Annotated in this window: 19 protein-coding genes and 1 other annotated feature; all 19 genes read right to left on the bottom strand. The window is 52.7% G+C overall.

Annotation, left to right across the window (positions count from 1 at the left end):
- Positions 1 to 422: 422 nt before the first annotated feature.
- The 19 genes from MKY96_RS03640 to minC all read right to left on the bottom strand — a co-directional run bounded on the left by MKY96_RS03640 (position 423) and on the right by minC (position 17,912).
- Positions 423 to 1,961, bottom strand: coding sequence for a LysM peptidoglycan-binding domain-containing protein (locus MKY96_RS03640; RefSeq protein WP_340938686.1), 1,539 nt, complete (start codon positions 1,959 to 1,961; stop codon positions 423 to 425).
- A gap of 214 nt (positions 1,962 to 2,175) precedes the next feature.
- Positions 2,176 to 3,057: a branched-chain-amino-acid transaminase gene (gene ilvE, locus MKY96_RS03635; protein WP_340938685.1), complete on the bottom strand. Its 882-nt coding sequence runs from the start codon at positions 3,055 to 3,057 to the stop codon at positions 2,176 to 2,178.
- Positions 3,058 to 3,061: 4 nt separating this feature from the next.
- A complete protein-coding gene (pheA, locus tag MKY96_RS03630) occupies positions 3,062 to 3,949 on the bottom strand; it encodes a prephenate dehydratase (protein ID WP_340938684.1) in 888 nt (295 codons plus the stop codon).
- On the bottom strand, positions 3,946 to 4,926 hold the full coding sequence (gene thrB / locus MKY96_RS03625) for a homoserine kinase (protein ID WP_340938683.1): 981 nt from the start codon (positions 4,924 to 4,926) through the stop codon (positions 3,946 to 3,948). The genes pheA and thrB overlap by 4 nt, the downstream gene beginning before the upstream one ends.
- 63 nt (positions 4,927 to 4,989) lie before the next feature.
- The gene (locus tag MKY96_RS03620; RefSeq protein WP_340938681.1) at positions 4,990 to 6,276 is read right to left on the bottom strand and encodes a homoserine dehydrogenase; all 1,287 of its coding nucleotides are present in this window, start codon (positions 6,274 to 6,276) and stop codon (positions 4,990 to 4,992) included.
- An 8-nt stretch (positions 6,277 to 6,284) separates the two neighbouring features.
- Positions 6,285 to 6,722 (bottom strand): ACT domain-containing protein, encoded by a 438-nt coding sequence (locus tag MKY96_RS03615; protein WP_036698990.1) that lies wholly within the window; start codon positions 6,720 to 6,722, stop codon positions 6,285 to 6,287.
- A gap of 175 nt (positions 6,723 to 6,897) precedes the next feature.
- Positions 6,898 to 7,653, bottom strand: a complete 756-nt coding sequence (locus MKY96_RS03610; protein WP_340938680.1) for a hypothetical protein — start codon at positions 7,651 to 7,653, stop codon at positions 6,898 to 6,900.
- Positions 7,654 to 7,668: 15 nt separating this feature from the next.
- Positions 7,669 to 8,415, bottom strand: coding sequence for a hypothetical protein (locus tag MKY96_RS03605; protein WP_340938677.1), 747 nt, complete (start codon positions 8,413 to 8,415; stop codon positions 7,669 to 7,671).
- A gap of 5 nt (positions 8,416 to 8,420) precedes the next feature.
- Positions 8,421 to 9,599, bottom strand: a complete 1,179-nt coding sequence (locus MKY96_RS03600) for an SPFH domain-containing protein (RefSeq protein ID WP_340938676.1) — start codon at positions 9,597 to 9,599, stop codon at positions 8,421 to 8,423.
- A 216-nt stretch (positions 9,600 to 9,815) separates the two neighbouring features.
- Positions 9,816 to 11,123, bottom strand: coding sequence for a GTPase ObgE (obgE, locus tag MKY96_RS03595; protein ID WP_340938675.1), 1,308 nt, complete (start codon positions 11,121 to 11,123; stop codon positions 9,816 to 9,818).
- A gap of 15 nt (positions 11,124 to 11,138) precedes the next feature.
- The gene (locus MKY96_RS03590) at positions 11,139 to 11,879 is read right to left on the bottom strand and encodes a Spo0B domain-containing protein (protein ID WP_340938674.1); all 741 of its coding nucleotides are present in this window, start codon (positions 11,877 to 11,879) and stop codon (positions 11,139 to 11,141) included.
- 239 nt (positions 11,880 to 12,118) lie between these two features.
- Positions 12,119 to 12,430 carry a 50S ribosomal protein L27 gene (gene rpmA / locus MKY96_RS03585; protein ID WP_020429282.1) on the bottom strand — a complete coding sequence of 104 codons (312 nt, stop codon included), beginning with the start codon at positions 12,428 to 12,430 and terminating at the stop codon, positions 12,119 to 12,121.
- 17 nt (positions 12,431 to 12,447) lie between these two features.
- Positions 12,448 to 12,783 carry a ribosomal-processing cysteine protease Prp gene (locus MKY96_RS03580; RefSeq protein ID WP_340938673.1) on the bottom strand — a complete coding sequence of 112 codons (336 nt, stop codon included), beginning with the start codon at positions 12,781 to 12,783 and terminating at the stop codon, positions 12,448 to 12,450.
- Positions 12,784 to 12,795: 12 nt separating this feature from the next.
- A complete protein-coding gene (gene rplU, locus MKY96_RS03575) occupies positions 12,796 to 13,107 on the bottom strand; it encodes a 50S ribosomal protein L21 (protein WP_036698983.1) in 312 nt (103 codons plus the stop codon).
- Between the two features lie 14 nt (positions 13,108 to 13,121).
- Positions 13,122 to 13,207, bottom strand: a sequence feature (ribosomal protein L21 leader region).
- A gap of 101 nt (positions 13,208 to 13,308) precedes the next feature.
- Positions 13,309 to 14,550 (bottom strand): Rne/Rng family ribonuclease, encoded by a 1,242-nt coding sequence (locus MKY96_RS03570; protein WP_340938672.1) that lies wholly within the window; start codon positions 14,548 to 14,550, stop codon positions 13,309 to 13,311.
- 34 nt (positions 14,551 to 14,584) lie between these two features.
- Positions 14,585 to 15,427 carry a M50 family metallopeptidase gene (locus tag MKY96_RS03565; RefSeq protein ID WP_340938670.1) on the bottom strand — a complete coding sequence of 281 codons (843 nt, stop codon included), beginning with the start codon at positions 15,425 to 15,427 and terminating at the stop codon, positions 14,585 to 14,587.
- A complete protein-coding gene (locus tag MKY96_RS03560) occupies positions 15,420 to 16,286 on the bottom strand; it encodes a M23 family metallopeptidase (protein WP_340938669.1) in 867 nt (288 codons plus the stop codon). Before MKY96_RS03560 ends, MKY96_RS03565 begins: the two co-directional genes overlap by 8 nt.
- Positions 16,287 to 16,452: 166 nt before the next feature.
- Positions 16,453 to 17,247 carry a septum site-determining protein MinD gene (gene minD / locus MKY96_RS03555; RefSeq protein ID WP_076079452.1) on the bottom strand — a complete coding sequence of 265 codons (795 nt, stop codon included), beginning with the start codon at positions 17,245 to 17,247 and terminating at the stop codon, positions 16,453 to 16,455.
- Positions 17,248 to 17,252: 5 nt separating this feature from the next.
- Positions 17,253 to 17,912, bottom strand: coding sequence for a septum site-determining protein MinC (minC, locus tag MKY96_RS03550; protein WP_036698972.1), 660 nt, complete (start codon positions 17,910 to 17,912; stop codon positions 17,253 to 17,255).
- Positions 17,913 to 17,919 lie beyond the last annotated feature (7 nt).

Raw genomic sequence — 17,919 nt, 5'->3', positions numbered from 1 at the left:
ATGGTTACATTCTCTCATTTTGGATCTCACCGAAGTGATCTCCAGATACTCACTCGTTGTTCAGTTTTCAAAGATCAAGCTCGTTGTCAGCGCCGCTCACCGCGTCACCAGCAACTTTTATAATATAACATGTTCTTCTTATGAATGCAACACTTATTTTCGTTGAAGAAAAGTGTGTATTCATCAGAGCAACATGTCCAACCTTCTTGCAAGGCACCTGCCTTGCGACTGGATATATAATATAGCATGATATATACCTGCTAACAACCCTTAATTTCTACCATTTTTCGAGATAGTACTATAGACTTTCATAGATATCCTATACAAGCCTCTATACCTGCATAAGCATGCCCAAAAGCACATGCCGGCCCTCATATCTAGCAGGACCTGCATGTGCAACTCTCTCCTTAGGGACTATCCTCTTAATTCGGAATCCAAGGAGTGTGATTTTTCTTATCTGTACTTGAGCGTCCGCTTGAGTTCGAACGCGGCTTGGCGTGGGCCTTATCCTTGGCGGCAGAGGTCTGGCTGGAGGTTTTCGCTTTTGCCGCTGCCGGTTTGGATTTCCCTGGTTTTGTATCCTTTGCTGCTGTGGCCTCAGTGCGCCCTTTATCCGGCACTTCCTCCACTTCATCCACTACAGGCTCAGGAATCTGAATCTCGGGTACGCGGTTGTGGGCGAAATTCTCCATGCCCGGATAAGCCGGATATGGCGGAATATTCGATACCATAGGCTGTTCATACATCGGTGACACCGCGTTAGGCATGGCATTCATTCCTCCGGCATAAGGAGAGACCATCCCCATCTGCGGCATGCCGTACACCGGATACCCGTTATACATCGGCTGCTCATAAGGATAGGGCTGAATCGACATTGCGCCGCATCCGCAGGAAGGCCACGGAAGATTAACCTGCTCATTCTGGTACTGCGGAGCAAACGCAGCATTGTCACTGACAGGGCTGACTCCTGACATATTCACATTGTCATAATCCGGTGCTGCATTAGGATACCATGCTCCGGGGTATTGTCCAGGCGGACAAGGATTAACCGGCTGAGCATAGAACGGCGGGCATTCCGGCATAAACGCTGCAGGCTGAACATAACTTGGAGCGTTATTCATGGTATTCATATTATTCATATTCATATTGTCCATTGGCTCATATACGGGATACACGGGTGCATAATTCATAAAATACGGATTCTCGCTGAGACCGGGATAGCCATCGCTCTTTCCCCAGGGCGAGGTTTTACCTTCATCCCAGGCGGCAGACTGAACCTCTGACTTATGATGCACTTCTTTGGTCTTCTCTTCCTGCGCGGGAACGGAGATTTGCACATATAAGCTTTGTTTCTCATAGACGGCTTCCTGAACCGGCTTGACTTCCGGTGCTTTGTTAGGTGCAGGGTTAGGTGCAGGAACCGCCAACGGGATAGGGACTGCTTCTGCCGCAGGTGCAGGAACCGGCGCCGGTGCGGGAGCCGGCTTTTCGATGACACCAGTGTAGGTTTTACCGCCAATCGCCGTTTTATCGACCACTGCCGGAGCGGTGGACTGAGCCTGAATTGGGGTCGTATTAGCTTTTACCGGATCGATGGATTGGGCCTGGATTGGAGAAGTACTGACTTTCTTAGGGATATTCACGACTTCACCCGTCATCAGTGCATTAGGGTTCTTAAGCTGCGGGTTGGCATCAATCATATCCTTGAGTGTAACTCCCCAAGCCTTGGAGAGCTTCCATAAGGTATCGCCTTGCTTGACTGTATGCTTATAGTAGATATCGTTGTTGTCCGGAACAGGCAGAGCTACGGGCGCAGCCGGGATCTTAACCTTGTCTCCTACAGCAAGTACATCTGGATTGGTGATTTGCGGATTGGCCTCGATTATTTTTTGCAGCGGCACTCCATACTTCTGTGATAACGCAAACAGCGAATCACCTTGCTTAACAATGTGTATTTTCACGCAGCATTTACCTCCTAAAAGTATCTATTGATCGGCACTGCACCCCGGTTCAGGGATGATAGCCCTCCAGATTCGGTAGTTGCGGTACAGCCGCCTCCTTCGTTACTACATCTTATGCAGCCCATGGGCGAATGACATCCCTATATGCAAAAAAAATCCTTCCATGCTTGGCATGAAAGGATTTTTCTCTATTCGCTCACGCGAAATTACTGTACTATTCCCAAACCTTATAGCCGTCTTTATCAACCACATTGCGGAATTCTTCCAGCAATTGCAGGGTGATTGGCCCGGCCTGGCCGGAACCGATGACTCTGCCGTCGATCTCACGGGCAGCAATAACTTCAGCCGCTGTTCCTGTGAAGAAGACTTCATCGGCAATATAGACATCATGCATGGTGAACGGCTCTTCCTTCAGCGGCAATCCCAGCTTCTCACACAGCTCAATGATCGCCAGACGGGTGATTCCCTCCAGGGCACCCAGGTAACAAGGTGGTGTATAGACTACCCCTCTTTTGATAATGAAGATATTATCGCCGGAGCCTTCGGTTACATACCCTTGAGCGTTCATCATGATCGCTTCATCGGCTTCCGCCAGGTTGGATTGGATCTTCACCAGAATATTGTTGAGATAGTTCAGCGATTTGATCTTCGGATTCAGTGCATCCGGAAGATTGCGGCGCTGGGAGACCGATACGGCACGAAGACCGTTCAGATAAGCCTGCTCCGGGTAGATGGCAAGCTGCTCAACAATGATAATTACACTCGCTTTGGGGCAGCGGCGCGGATCAAGACCCAGGTTGCCGGGACCGCGTGATACGATCAGCCGGATGTACCCGTCCCGCATTTCGTTCAGGCGGATTGTCTCGGCCATGGCCTCCAGCATCTCATCATAGGCCAGCGGAATGTCCAGCATAATCGACTTCGCCGAATCATACAGCCTGTCCAGATGCTCCTTGCACTTGAAGATGTTGCCGTTATAAATACGGATACCTTCAAAGATTCCATCTCCATATAAAAAACCGTGATCGAATACGGACACCATTGCCTTGTCCTTTGTTACATGTTGTCCATCCAGATAGATCCATTGCTCCGCCATGAACTTACTGCACCTCCGCTTTCTCTTCCTCATAGGTGTATGTGGGATAGGACCCCAGAATCCGTACCTGACAGCCCAAGGCTTTGATCTCTTCAATCGCACCCGGGAGCAGTACCGATTCTATCGGTTCCAGCACATCAATATAGAAATAATAAGTACCCAGCTTCTTCTTCGTCGGCCGTGATTCAATACGGGACAAGTTCAGCTTACGCCAAGAAAAAGCAGCCAACACCTGATGCAGCGCACCAGGGAAATCCTCGGGCAGCGTAACAAGAATACTCGTCTTGTCTCCACTGCTCTTCTGCGGAAGCTCCAGCTTCTGCGGACCAACCAGCACGAACCGCGTGTAATTGTTATTATGGTCTGTAATCTGGCGTTCCACAACCTCCAGCCCGTGCGTAGCGGCTCCAAGCGCGGTACCGATGGCAGCCCAGCCTTTGCCGGGATTGCCCTTCACAATCTCCACCGCTTCAGAGGTGCTTCCCACAGACTCCAGCTCAGCCCAGGGCATAGCCTTACGGATGAACTGCGTGCATTGCGCCATAGCCACCGGATGGGACAGAATCTTGACAATCTTGGTATAATCCTTGTCCCCGTTCTCCTTCGTGAATTCCTGCGGACAGCTGATGAGATTCTGTATCGACGGGAAAATCCACTCCGCCTGCATCGGCAGGTTCACTTCATTAATGAGCCAGTCGATATGCAGGCTGACCGAGCCTTCTATCGTGTTCTCAATCGGAATGACGCTGTAATCGGTGACTCCGCCAGCCGTGGACAGAAAGACATCAGATATGAGCTTATGATGCTCCAGATGAACAGGGTTACCGCCAAATAAATGCAGCAGCGCTTCATGCGAGACGGAGCCCTGAGGCAATAACGCTATCGATTTCATGACTGTAATTCTCCTTTTATCATATCCAAAAATGATTCGTTTTGCATCCCGTTTCTTTCAAGCAGCTCTGCCGTAACACCCATATTGCATGGGGACAGCCATACGGTACGGGAAGAAATCCCGTTCTCCTGCATGGTCTCTGTCAAAAACAGCTCCAGCTCCTGCTTCCGCTGCTCGCTGCGGTCCACCATACATAACAGGGTCGGGCCTGCACCGCTAAGCGCAATCCCCAGCGCGCCGTGGCCCGGAGCTTCAGCCAGCAGCTTCTCCATCCCCGGCACCAGCGGTGCACGGTAGGGCTGATGCAGCCGGTCCTGCATCGCTGTGCCAATCAGGTCCAGCCGTCCTGCGGCTAACGCTGCAGTGAGCAGCGAGGTGTGGCTGATGTTATGAACCGCATCGCTCACTGTTACCTCCGCAGGCAGTGCCTCTCTGGCCTTGACGGTCTCCAGCTCGAATTCAGGAATGACCACCAGGAATTCCAGCTCCTGCGGTGGCTCAATGCGGATGTAATCGGCATGCTCGCCGTCCCATACGGCCGTAATAATTCCCCCGAAGAGCGAGGCCCCGACATTGTCGGGATGCTTCTCGATCGCTGTAGCCATATCGAACAGCTTCCCCGGACTAAGCGGTGAACCTATCATAGCATTCGCCGCAGCCAGGGCGCCAACAATGGCTGAAGCACTGCTGCCAAGCCCGCGGGTGAGCGGGATTTCCGAATACATGGAGATGGACAGCTCCGGAACCTGAACCCCGGCCTCTGCAAAAACCATTTGCGCAACCTTGTAGAGCAGATTGCTTTTGTCCCGGGGGAGACCGGCCATCTCATCTCCATACAGATGAAACACGGTTTCAGCGGCTTCCTCCATTTCAATCCAGGCATACAGCGACAGCGCCATGCCCAGCGTATCGAAGCCCGGACCGAGATTGGCGGTGCTGGCAGGGACCTTCACTCTAGACCTTCCGTAAATACTCATGGCGGGTAAATCTCCTTCATCATATTTGCGCGCAAGCTCTGTGTTCCATGGAACCTGCGATATTTAGCCTTCTACGCGGTAATGGCTTTTGATGCGGTGAATGACATTCAGTTGCTCCAGGTGGCGCAGCACTTTGTTCATGCTGGCTCTGCTGGCGTTATGTGTGACAATGATAATTTCGGCATCAGGATTATTAGGATTGGCCTGCTGCACAACGGAATCCAGACTGACATCATATTCGGCAAACACCTGGGTAATCTTCGCAAGTACACCCGCCTTGTCATCGACATGGAGCAGCAGGAAGTTTTTGTAATAGATATCCTCGTCGCTCTTCAGCTTCTTCTGCTTGTACGGCACAATCTGCTTAAGCCCGTTGACCCCCAGCTTCAGATTCTTGATAACCGCCACCAGATCCGCCACAATCGAGGTTGCCGTAGGCATCGCCCCTGCCCCCGCACCGTAGAACATCGTCTCACCCACAGCTTCACCATATACATATACCGCATTAAAGACGCCGTTCACGGAGGCTATCGGGTGGTTCGTACGGATCATCGTAGGCTGGACGCTAATGCTGAATGCTTCATCCTGACGTTCGGCAATTCCGAGCAGCTTCATCTCGTACCCCAGCCGTTTGGCAAAAGCCATATCCTCCTTGCTGACGCCGGAAATCCCGCTCACACTGACATCGCTCAGCTCCACATTGGTCCGAAAGCCCAGCGTGCCCAGAATCGCCATCTTGCGGGCCGCATCCAGTCCCTCCACATCGGAGGTCGGATCAGACTCGGCATATCCCAGCTCCTGCGCTTCCCGCAGTGCGTCGAGGTAAGATGCGCCTTCCTGGCTCATTTTGCTGAGGATATAGTTGGTTGTCCCGTTCACAATCCCCATAATCTTCATAATCTTATCCGAGGAAAAGCCTTCGATCAGCGTGCGGATAATCGGAATGCCACCCGCCACACTCGCCTCATAGAACACATCGCACTGCTTCTCCTGCGCCTTAGCCAGAATCTCCGAGCCGTGCAGGGCCATCAGGTCCTTATTGGCTGTTACAATATGCTTGCCGCGCTCCAGTGCCTCCAGGATGTACTCCTTCGTCCCTGCGATCCCGCCCATGACCTCAACAATGACATCAATCTCCGGGTCGCGGATAACAGCCCATGGATCATCGGTAATCTTGGACGGGTCCACATCGATATCACGCGGCTTCTCCGTATTCTTCACGGCAATCCGTTCAATCAGGATCGGCGAGCCCACCTGGCTGCTCAAATCCTCCTGATTTCCTTCTACAATACGGACAACGCCCGTACCCACAGTACCCAGACCCAGCAGACCTACTCTAACCGGCTTCATTCGTATTCTCACCCCTGACCAATAATTAACGCACGCTTCACACCGGGAATTGCCTTGAGACTGTCCAGCAAGTCGCCCAGCTCTTCATTCAGATGGGAGATCTCGACAGAGATCACCACATTGGCCCGCCCCTGCAGCGGGATACTCTGATGGATGGTCAGCACATTCGCCCCGTGTACAGCAACAGAACCGAGCACCTTGGACAGCATGCCTGACTCGTGCTCCAGATCAATCGAGATCGTCACAATGCGCTCGCGCTCCAGCTGATGAATTAAGTGTATCCCATCTTTGTATTTATAAAAAGCACTGCGGCTAAGCCCGACCTGTTCCACGCCCTCGTGTACGGTTTTGGCATCTCCTGCTTCCAGCAGCTGCTTGACCTGCATGGTCTTCAGCACCGCATCGGGCAATATGTCCTCCCGGACCAAATAATAGCGTTCTTTCACGAACGTCCTCACCTCAAAGACTTTTGTATGTACATAGTGGACATTATACGGGATTGAAGGCTTTTATTGCAATAACTTTCTGCAAACATGGGGAAAAGGCTGTCCCCCTATTAGCTAGGAGGAACAGCCTTCACCTGCAGGAATCCAAGAAAATACTTATAGCTGCTGTAACGCTTCAGCTGTAGGCAATGGTCGTCCCGCAGTAATCACAGCTGGTAGATTGGTTGGGAGCTACCGTATTCTGTGCCCCGCAGCCGGGACAACGTACAGATTTCGGAAGCTGCTGCGCTCTCGGCTGCTGATAGGACGGCTGCCTTGCAGGCTGCGAGAAGGGAGATGCACCTGCCTGCCCCGCCTGGGCCTGCGGCGCTGCATCCGCTCCTTCATGGAAGAGGAGCCCGGAGTCCAGCACTCCGTACTTCTGCAGATAGATAAGATCTCTGTTCACATCCCCTTCGCTCTGCCCGGTCCGGTCCGCCAGATTCCCGGTATAGCGGACTCTGCCTACGGTAATCAATTGCACATATTGATTCGCTAGCTGGGCGAACCGGAACCTGGCCTTGGCTGCGCTTCTGGCGAACGCAGCCGCAGGCAGGAGCAGCACCAAACATACGAAGATCAAACCTGATATCAGTGTGGTGGTATCCATCGCGTCATCACTGAAGATGGAAATTACGACGATACCCATTATTTGCAGGAATCCTCCCACAAATACATGGAACAACAGACTATAATTGACGGGCTTGCGGTAATTTTTATAATGGGTGCTCAGCATGCGTACCAGCGCAAACGCAAGTCCCAACGGCATAAACAAATATCCGGCACCGATAGTTACAATATCAAAAGTAGTCCGCTCATACTTAGGCAGACTATCAGAGGGCTGTCCTTCCCGGCCCGGCAACAGTCCCCCCGGCTCATTCCCTATCCCCATTGCTGTCTATTCCTCCTATTTAAGCGCCGCCAGCTCCAGGTTACGCCGCTGGAGCGTGCTGGCAATACTCTCCGTTAACTCCTCTGTCTCCGTGTCCCAGCGGGCCGGCAGCTCCTTCAAGACAAGCAGCAGCGCCACATGGTCATGCAGCAGAGAGATCTGCTGCCTAATGATGTCTTCCGTGGCATACAATCCCGGTCTCGACACCGGGTCACTGTAGCGGAATTTCTCCTCCAGAGAATCAATCAGTTCTACCAGCCTGCTTGCCTCAGAATGCTTCCAGGTGCCGGCAATTCCTCTGATCTCCTGCAGCTCCTGCATGTGGGTACGCAGGCTCCGCGAAGCGTCCGCAGCCCTGCGCTCCCCGGAGGCGGCATTCCACCCATATCCCCCTGTAGCCACAAGGACGATGGAAGCTACAATCAGGATCAGCAGCTGCTCTCCTGCGTACCAGAGCGGACTCAGCTCCAGAATCCAGTCGAGCAGAATAGCCGAAGCAAATACCGCAGCCAGATAGAAGGCTATAATTACAGCTCCGCTGATGAATACCGGTGAAGTCCGGCCCGCTTCAGGAGCACGGCGCAGCCATAGCGTACAATATACGTAAACCACAGTCTCTGCTATACCAACAGCGAGCAGAGTCACTACGAAGCGTAGCAGCGATTCCGAGAATCCAAGCGTGAAGAAGGTACCCGCAGTAACTGCCAGAACAGCAACATAAATGCCAGTAACTAGACCCGTATATGACCTCTGCCTCTGCATTCCGTTCACCCGTTAGCCGCTCTGGTGCCGCACTCTGGACAGAATTTCTGTCCGGGCTTCAGCTCATGTCCGCAGCCTGCACACTTCAGGATCAGGCCCTCTCCACAATGCGGACAGAATTTGGCACCAGGGATGACCGCCTTGCCGCAGCTAGGGCATACCTCATTCTCTGCCGCCGGCGGGGGTTGCAGACTGCGGCCGCAGCCGGTGCAGAAGCGTGCGTCTTCCGGATTAAGCGTTCCACAACCCGGGCAGGATTTAGAAGCATTATGAGGTGCTTGCTGACTGCCTGTGCTGCCGTCAAGGGACATGTTCCTGGTCATCCGGGTGGCTATCTCAGCCGCAGGTCCGGCCAGCCCGAAGCCCATGCCGAGCCCCAGCCCCGCATTCATCATGCCCGCCCCTATATTGCCAGGATTGCCTGCTGCCTCCTCCATGGCATCGAAGCTTCGTTCCTGCTGGTAGGTGAAGCCGATAATGTCCATCTCCGCTTTTTTGGCCAAGGCTTCCTTGAGGCGTTGGGTTGCCGGATCATCATCAGGAATATTGATCGAATCAATATAGAAATTATTAAGTTCAATACCGCTGTCCAGGAACGAGGAGGATAAGCGCCCCTGAATATGCTTGGAGATTTCAACCACGTAGGCGTTGATCTCCAGGATGCTGATTTTTTTGTGCACCAGATAAGAAGAAATAAGTTCATTGATATTAGACATCAGCAGGCCGCGGAAATAACTGATCATCGTATCCTGATCGAAGACCGGCAGCGTCCCTACCAGCTTCAGCAGGAATTTGCGGGGATCTTCGATCCGCACGCCAAACTGCCCGAAGGCCCGCACCGCTACCATGATCTTGTACTTAGGGTCCTGCAGCTGCAGCGGTGCACTGGTCCCCCACTTCACATTCATGGAGTTCATCTTGTTCACAAACCATATCTCTGCGGTGAACGGAGACTTGCCGCCGAACGGCAGATTCACTACATTCGACAGAATCGGAATATTCGCTGTGCTTAAGGTGTGGCGTCCGGCTGTGAACGAATCCAGCGCCTGCCCGCCCTTGAACAGAATCGCTTCCTGGGCTTCATTCACAATCAGCTGTGTCCAGGTGCCCAGCTCCTGGTTCGGATACTTCCAGGCGAAGACACCAGGAGGTCCGTCATATTTGACTACTTCAATAATGGCCATCTGTCCATTCCCTCTTTCCTGACAGGTATGTATGATATACGCAGATTACACCCTTTGGATTCAACTTCGTGCGTCTCTTGCTATAATGATTGTAGTAAATTAATCCGGATATATAAAGAAAACTTTATTAGCAGAAATGGTTTTGCCACCTGTTAAGCAATGAAAATAGGCCGCATCTCCCTCTCGGAAGATACAGCCGGTAACCTTGCTTCTCTATTAATAGTAGCTGCTGTTCTCGACAAATTCGAATTCAAAATCAGCAATGCGCACGATCGTACCTTCGACAGCGCCGCGTCTGCGCAGCTCTGCATCCACACCCATGTGACGCAAAGTACGGGCCAGTCTAAGAATGGCATCATGTGTGCTTAGCTGCATTCTCTTAATCATCCGCTCAATCCGCGGACTATTGACTACAAAGGCCTCGTTGTCACGGGTAATTGTGAATGAATTATCCTCTTCCGCTTCCAGCTTATACACCTTACGCTCTTTGCCGGCCACTTCTTCCACCACCGGAGCCACAGGAATGCTGTCAAGAACATCCGTAGCACGGTAGAGCAGCTCCTGAACGCCCTGACGGGTCAGTGAAGAGATCGGCATAATCTCAAGGTCCGGGCGAAGCTCCGCGACACGCTCACGGAAGGCAGCCAGGTTCTCCTCGGAATCAGGCATATCCATCTTGTTCGCCGCCACAATCTGCGGACGGTCAATCAGCGCCGCATTGTACTGCTTCAGCTCATCGTTAATCAGTACCCAGTCTTCAAAAGGATCGCGGCCTTCCGAGCCGGACATATCCACGACATGAATGATGATACGCGTCCGTTCAACGTGGCGCAGGAACTCATGTCCAAGCCCCACCCCTTCACTCGCGCCTTCAATCAGTCCAGGCAGATCCGCCATCACGAAGCTGCGGCCGTCTCCGACATCAACTACACCCAGGTTGGGGGTAATAGTGGTAAAGTGGTACGCTCCGATCTTCGGCTGGGCAGCGGACACGACCGACAGCAGCGTAGATTTGCCCACGCTAGGGAAGCCTACAAGGCCTACGTCCGCCATGACCTTCAGCTCCATTACGATGTAACGCTCCTGACCCTCTTCCCCATTCTCCGCCAGCTCCGGCGCCGTATTATTCGCCGTCGCAAACCGGGTATTTCCCCGGCCGCCCCGGCCGCCACGGGCCACTACAACCTGTTGTCCATGACGGGTCATATCGGCAAGGATCTCCTGGGTATCATCATCAATCAGCACCGTACCCGGAGGAATACGCACGATCATATGATCGGCGTTGGCCCCGTGCTGGCTCTTGTTGCGCCCCTTAATTCCCTTATCCGCCTTGAAGTGCCGCTGATAACGGAAATCCATCAGGGTCCGTAAGCCTTCATCCACGCGGAAGATCACATCTCCCCCGCGGCCGCCATCGCCGCCGGCAGGACCGCCATCCGGCACATACTTCTCCCGGCGAAACGCTACGAGACCATCTCCGCCGTCTCCGCCTTTTACATAAACCTTAGCCTTATCTACGAACATAAATGTTCACCTTCCTTACATCTCCAGCGGTAACCGCAGTTCCACATTACCCTTGGCAGGCTGAACCTGCTCCGCCTTCATGATTTTTCCTTGTACTATATTATAAATTTGCCCCTGAAGCAGTTCGGGATTGTCTTGCTCTCCCTCACCTTTGAAAGAGATCAGAATGTCTCTTCCCTCCTGTGAAAAGCTGAGCTCAAGCTTCCGTGTGTCTCCATGCTGTGTTATTCCACTGTACTGGTACGCTCTAACCGTCTGCATAATGACCGAAGTCAGCTCAGCCCCTGCCTCAGGACTCAGCTTGTCCTCCAGCTGGAGCCCTTCCTCTACCTGTATGTCCAGCTCCAGACTGCTTCTGTACGTACGGAAGGATTGCAGATAGAACACCAGGGAAGGTACTCCCAATTTGGCAATACGGCTGTCCAGCGCAATACGCTCCTTTATTCTTTCCACACATTGTACGGATTTATCAGGCTTGCCCAGCTGGATATATCCGTAAAGCACCTGCAGATCATTCATCCAGTCATGACGATGATGATTCAGTGTCCGGTTTGCCGCCTGCTGCAGAGTATTCTCCTGTATACGCAGTTCCTCTTCATATTGACGCCGGTTGTAAACAAAGCTGAATGCAAGCACTGCCGCTACCCAGACTCCGAGCAGCAGGCATGTGAAAAGGGAAGTTTGCCAATACACGAGACCTAAAGGAAACACTGCGGATAACATGACTGCCCAGACCTTACTTTTCCAGGATTTCATTCTTTCTCCCCGTCCCTTGGTTCGCAAAATTGATTCCAATGTAAGCACTGCTTATCTTGCTTCATATTCACCATTTCCCAGTATAACACAGGCTTTCTCCGCAATCACCAGAATCCCCCACAAAGTGAGGCTTAAGCTTCGATGCTTACTCAGGCACTTTGCGGGGACTCCGGAACAATTTCAAAAAAAGCCCCCGGCACTGATGCCGGAGGCTTCTCATCTTCATAGGTTCCGTAAGCTTACGCTTCCAGTGCCGCTGCTACCGGAGCGACATCCACCGGATACACGCTCACTTTTTTGCGGTCGCGTCCCCAACGTTCGAACTTCACTACGCCGTCCACAAGTGCGAACAGTGTGTCATCTTTACCGATGCCCACGTTCGTGCCCGGGTGGATTTTGGTTCCGCGTTGACGAACCAAGATGTTGCCGCCGGTTACTGCTTGACCGTCAGCCCGTTTCACGCCAAGACGCTTAGAATGGGAATCACGTCCGTTCTTTGTGGAACCAACACCTTTTTTCGATGCGAATAATTGAAGATCCAATTTCAACATGTTGTCAACCTCCTTCTTCAAATGATGACTTCCTGTATCTGAATATATTTCCTGTAGGATTTAGCAATATCCTTGAGCATCAGCACCATGGATTCCAGCAAGAGCTGCACCTTGGCGGAGACTTCGGGATCATTCACGGGAACCAGGGTTCCGCTTAAGAATCCATGATTCATCGAAGTATCCAGAACAACTCCGGTCAGGCTCTCAATCGCATTCACAGTTCCAACGGTAACCGTCGAAACACCTGCGCAGACGATATCCTTGCCATTCCTTGCGTATTCCGCATGCCCCTTGACGGCAAAACCGACAATGACACCTTGAGCAGAAGCCCGTGTAATCCGCACGTTAATCATTAACGCACCTTCTTACGCTTGAATCTTCTCGATAGTTACTTTGGTGTACGGTTGACGATGGCCTTGTTTCTTGTGGTAGTTCTTCTTAGGTTTGTATTTGTAAACTACAACCTTATGACCCTTACCATGCTTCTCGACTTTGGCTGTTACAGACGCGCCGCTTACCAGCGGAGTTCCTGCAGTCAAACCACCTTCGTTAGAAACAGCCAAGACACGGTCAAACGTTACGCTTGCGCCGTCTTCAGCTTCCAGCTTCTCAATGAACAAAACATCGCCCTCTTGGACTTTGTATTGTTTACCGCCAGTTTCGATAATTGCATACATTGTACTTGCACCTCCTCATGTCTCAGACTCGCCTAGTCAAGGTGGCAATCCCCGGAGGAATTACGCTTCATCTACCCGATCGGAGCGGTTACAGCATGTGCAGGAATAGAACAACCAAACACATACTTGAAGATAATATCATACATATGGGCCCTAGTCAATATCCCCTTACAAAACATATACATCCTGACCATCTCTTCCCTACTCCAGCCATGTCCCAACCTTGCCTGTCCCGCCGCAGCACTGGCAGATCACCGGGGCAAATCCGGCGGAATCATGTCTGGCCTTCTTACGGGTCATCTCCAGCAGACCGAGATGGGTCCAGCCGAGAATATGCGTCTTGGTCCGGTCCCTGCTGATAATGCTCTCCAGCTTGTCCGTCACCTGCCTGCGGTGCTCTTCCCGCTCCATATCAATGAAATCAACAATAATAATACCGCCCGTATCCCGGAGCCGGACAAGCCGCCCGATCTCCTCCGCAGCCAGCAGGTTGGTCCGCGTTACCGTATCCTCAAGGTTCGTTCCGCCAGTGTACTGCGCTGTGTTGACGTCAATCACCGTCAAGGCCTCTGTCTCATCCCAGATGAGCGTAGCCCCGCCTTCAAGGATGATCTTACGGCTGAAGCTCTTATGAAGCTGTTCCGTCACCCCGTAAGCAGAGAAAATGGGCTCCTGCCCCCTGTAGAATCCCACAGGCTTGTACCCTTCAGGAGCCATATCCGACAGGAAGGCTTCCGCCTCCTTAACCGCCTTGGCTGAATCGATCAGCAGCTCATCACGCTGCGGATTGAAGGCATCCCGGATGAACCGCTGGACGATACTCAGATCGCAGTGCAGCAGAGCGGGTGCCTCCACTACCTTGGAACGCCGGGTGATCATTTCCCACTGCGCCCGCAGAAAAGCCAGATCTCCCTCCACGGCATCCACCGGCTCGTCCTCGGAGACGGTGCGCATAATGAGTCCTTCCTCACCCTGGCGCAGCCGCTCGCCGATGCCTTTGAGCCGGCTTCGCTCCGATTCCCGGCTTATTTTCTTGGAGACCCCGACGTATTCGGCAAAGGGCATGTACACCATCCAGCGTCCGGGCAGCGTATAATGCGTAGTTACCCGCGCGCCTTTGCCGCCCCGCGGTTCTTTTCTCACCTGGACGACAATCTCCTGGCCGGGCTGCAGCAGTGTCTCAATCGAAGGCTTGACGTCCGGCTGCTTGTCCAGATGGGGATGCAATACATCATCTACGTATAGGAACGCATTCTTCTTCTGTCCGATATCTACAAAAGCCGCCTGCATACCAGGCAGCACATTCATTACCCGGCCTTTATAATAGCTCCCGACCAGACCTTGCTGCTGATCACGTTCAGCCGCATATTCCACCAGCCTCCCGTTCTCCAGAAGTGCCATGCGGGTAATATGCTGTGTACAGTGAACGATCATTTGTTTCATGGCTTCACCTCTGGTTTGAATCATTTCTAGCTTGTTACTTTCCGAAATACGAAGCAATCAGACGCTGCTCCGGCACAACGGCTACGATATCTCTGTCGTTATTCATCACATAGATATAATGATAATGGTTACGTTTAAATAGACGCAATATCTCATCCAAAGGTTTCGCGAGCGAGGCAACTATTGGGCGGGCAATACTCTCCGCCAGCAGATACCGCTCATAAATCCGCTCACGGTTCATCAAAAAACCAACAAACCGGTACGGCAAATTACGCTGGTCCGTCCAATTAGAATAGAGCAGAAACGCTCCGATCATCAGCAGGTTAAGGCGGAGGCCGTCCCCGTGCCCAAGCGGAAGCAGGGCGAACCCTATCACAAGCAGGCTGGCCGCAATACTGACTCTGCCGGTCCACAGCAGCGTGTAATAATACGGAAGCAGCAGACTCAGGGCTGCCTGAAGGATTTTGCCACCGTCCAGCGGAAGCACCGGCAGCAGATTGAACAGAGCGATCATGGCGTTGGCTCCGATAAAATAATCCAGATAGGCGATATTTCCATACTCCACCTGCTTAAGCGCCAGCGCCATCAGAATCATAATTCCGTTCTGCAGCGGACCGGCCAGGGCAATCCCGATCTCACGGACAGCCGTAAGCCGCCCATGATCCTCTATAACCGCAACGCCGCCGAATGGCAGCAGCTGCACCGATCTGACGTTAATTCCGGCCAGCAGCGCCGCACATACATGTCCAAGCTCATGAATGAATACGATCAGGAACAAGGTAAGCAGCTCCAGGAACTGTCCGGTAAGCACGGATACCATGAGAATCAGCACGAAGAGCGGATGCAGTGACAATTCAATGCCGCAGACCCTAATCAAACGATACCACTTCGGCCGGATCAATATAAGTCTTGTCTTTCATAACTGCAAAAAACAGCAGCGGGACCCGGGCATCCTCCGTCCCCTGAATCCAGCCTATTTCGTCTCCGCTCTGTACCCAGTCATCCACCGCGAGCCGTGTCCCGCTCAAATGACCGTATTCTGCCGTGATCTCCCCGGTATGGCGGACCGTAATACGGATGCCTCCCCGGGCTTCCTTTGAAACGGCCAGCACACGGCCCGTATCTACACTTTTCACCGTGACACTGGCACTTGAATCGTCTGCCGGTATAATTTCAATGCCATTAAGCGAAGTGGCAAAAGGACGCACAATACTTCCTGCAAGCGGAGCGCTAAGTTCATGGGCGGCTGTCACCTTCTCCGCCGGTACCTGTTCATCTCCGAAAATCGGAATGAAGGACGGGGCTCCATTGAAATGTTCCTCGTACCACACCTGTGCTGCTGCAAAATCCATATCATTGCTGAGGATGTCTGTAATAAAGTACTGTGCCTTCACGGCCCATGGCTCCTGCACGGCAAAAATGCCCCATACAGCGCCGAAGACAAGCAGACTGGCTACCGTCCGCCGCAGCAGACCAGCACGAAAGCCCTGCCCCGGTCCCCTCCCGTCTTCATCTTCCCAGTGGTTACGCTGCTGCTTCCACATCGTCTCGGGGTCAGGCTCAGGGGAAGAGGCAAATTCATTCCTGTCCCCAGCCCCCCATTCTCTGAAGGAGGGAGGACTGTCAGACAGCCGGAACCGCTCTGGTGCTGGTGCTGCTCCGGCTGCCGGCTTCTCCTCCAGCAGATTCTGTATACGTTTCTTGCGGCGGTTCTTGGACTCTCTCGGGTATTCCATAATGATCCCTCCGGCGGGCTTGTTTTACTTCCATTTTATGAGTGGCGGAAGCCGCTTTAGAACAAGCCCTGTCCAAGTTACTGCACAACAAAAATAAGCCCGCCGGTGATTTCTCAGCAGCGGGCTCTTAACTGAAGATTGCCATGTATAAGTGCGTGGCCGGGATTCAGCCCATTCCAAAAAATTTCTTGAGCTTCTTGAAGGCGCCCGTCTTCTGGTCAAGCTGCATCAGCGGCACCGCATCGCCAAGAATACGCCGGGCAATATTACGGTAGGCGATCGCTGCTAAGGAGTCCGGGTTCATCACGGTAGGCTCCCCGTTGTTCGCCGCCCGGATGACCTGTTCATCATCGGGTACAATCCCGATCAGATCAATATTAAGCACCTGCAGAATATCCTCGATATCAAGCATATCCCCGGACTTGATCAAGCCCTGGCGAATCCGGTTGACCACCAGCTTCGGAGATTCTACCGATGACTGCTCCAGGAGACCGATAATCCGGTCCGCATCCCGCACCGCAGCATGCTCCGGAGTGGTGACCACAATGGCTTTGTCAGCACCGGCAATCGCATTGCGGAAGCCGTGCTCAATGCCGGCCGGACAATCGATCAGAACATACTCGTACTCCTTCTTAAGCTCCAGAATGATATCCTTGACCTGCTCCGGTGTAACGGCAGTCTTGTCCTTGGTCTGGGCAGCGGGCAGCATGTACAGCTCATCGAAGCGCTTGTCCTTGACCAGCGCCTGATTCAGACGGCAGCGGCCTTCCGCCACATCGACAAGATCATAGATGATCCGGTTCTCCAGCCCCATGACAACATCCAGATTCCGCAGTCCAATGTCGGTATCCACCAGACATACTTTTTTGCCCTGCAAGGCGAGTGCGGTACCAATGTTGGCTGTTGTGGTTGTCTTGCCAACTCCGCCTTTGCCCGAGGTTACGACAATCGCTTCTCCCATGGAGGCTACACCCCTTTAAACACATTTAAATCCTGACGTAACTTCACTATATTATGAATTTTGTCGATTTGCATAGCACCGCCTGATAAGTAGGCAAATTCCATGCTGCTCTCCCGGGTTCCCCATTCATCCGGAGGCCTGCTGATAATCTCAGCAATCCGGAGCTGGGTAGGCGCGAGCAGGGAAGCGGCAATAATGGCCTCCTGGTTACCGTTGATTCCGGCGTGTGCCATCCCTTTGAGTGCTCCAAGAATATAGATATCCCCTGAACAGGTAATGGTTCCTCCCGGATTCACATCCCCGAGGAACAGCAGATTGCCCTCATGATGCAGCACCTGGCCCGAGCGGAGCATTCCGCTCATCATGAACAAGGCTTCCGTATCCTTCTCTTCAGGATCTTCAATAGCTTCAACCGAACGGATTAACAGATTCCCCTGACTCTTGAGGATCTCCAGTACCGCCTCTTTATCTTCTTCAGTAACAGCACGGTTGCCCAGCTTAATATCCACATGCACAATCGGTCCGGTCAGAATATTTTGATGGCTGTGCTCCAGCTTGTAGCGAAGCTCGCTTAAGAGATCTTCAAAGGGACACTTGTCGTCTAGCAGGAATACCAGGCCATCCTTGATGCCCTTAATCCTTACGTGCTTGGATTTAACTGTCATATGCCTG

The sequence above is a fragment of the Paenibacillus sp. FSL R7-0302 genome (assembly GCF_038006885.1).
GTDB lineage: Bacteria > Bacillota > Bacilli > Paenibacillales > Paenibacillaceae > Paenibacillus_AQ.
This window is presented reverse-complemented; position numbering and strand designations above follow the sequence as displayed.

Coding starts and splice junctions, on each gene's coding strand:
- minD (WP_076079452.1), bottom strand. CDS start 17,247: ATGGGAGAAGCGATTGTCGTAACCTCGGGCAAAGGCGGAGTTGGCAAG.
- MKY96_RS03580 (WP_340938673.1), bottom strand. CDS start 12,783: ATGATTAACGTGCGGATTACACGGGCTTCTGCTCAAGGTGTCATTGTC.
- MKY96_RS03560 (WP_340938669.1), bottom strand. CDS start 16,286: ATGGAATACCCGAGAGAGTCCAAGAACCGCCGCAAGAAACGTATACAG.
- pheA (WP_340938684.1), bottom strand. CDS start 3,949: ATGAAATCGATAGCGTTATTGCCTCAGGGCTCCGTCTCGCATGAAGCG.
- thrB (WP_340938683.1), bottom strand. CDS start 4,926: ATGAGTATTTACGGAAGGTCTAGAGTGAAGGTCCCTGCCAGCACCGCC.
- obgE (WP_340938675.1), bottom strand. CDS start 11,123: ATGTTCGTAGATAAGGCTAAGGTTTATGTAAAAGGCGGAGACGGCGGA.
- rplU (WP_036698983.1), bottom strand. CDS start 13,107: ATGTATGCAATTATCGAAACTGGCGGTAAACAATACAAAGTCCAAGAG.
- ilvE (WP_340938685.1), bottom strand. CDS start 3,057: ATGGCGGAGCAATGGATCTATCTGGATGGACAACATGTAACAAAGGAC.
- MKY96_RS03600 (WP_340938676.1), bottom strand. CDS start 9,599: ATGGCCATTATTGAAGTAGTCAAATATGACGGACCTCCTGGTGTCTTC.
- MKY96_RS03570 (WP_340938672.1), bottom strand. CDS start 14,550: ATGAAACAAATGATCGTTCACTGTACACAGCATATTACCCGCATGGCA.
- rpmA (WP_020429282.1), bottom strand. CDS start 12,430: ATGTTGAAATTGGATCTTCAATTATTCGCATCGAAAAAAGGTGTTGGT.
- MKY96_RS03610 (WP_340938680.1), bottom strand. CDS start 7,653: ATGGGGATAGGGAATGAGCCGGGGGGACTGTTGCCGGGCCGGGAAGGA.
- MKY96_RS03620 (WP_340938681.1), bottom strand. CDS start 6,276: ATGAAGCCGGTTAGAGTAGGTCTGCTGGGTCTGGGTACTGTGGGTACG.
- MKY96_RS03590 (WP_340938674.1), bottom strand. CDS start 11,879: ATGAAATCCTGGAAAAGTAAGGTCTGGGCAGTCATGTTATCCGCAGTG.
- minC (WP_036698972.1), bottom strand. CDS start 17,912: ATGACAGTTAAATCCAAGCACGTAAGGATTAAGGGCATCAAGGATGGC.
- MKY96_RS03605 (WP_340938677.1), bottom strand. CDS start 8,415: ATGCAGAGGCAGAGGTCATATACGGGTCTAGTTACTGGCATTTATGTT.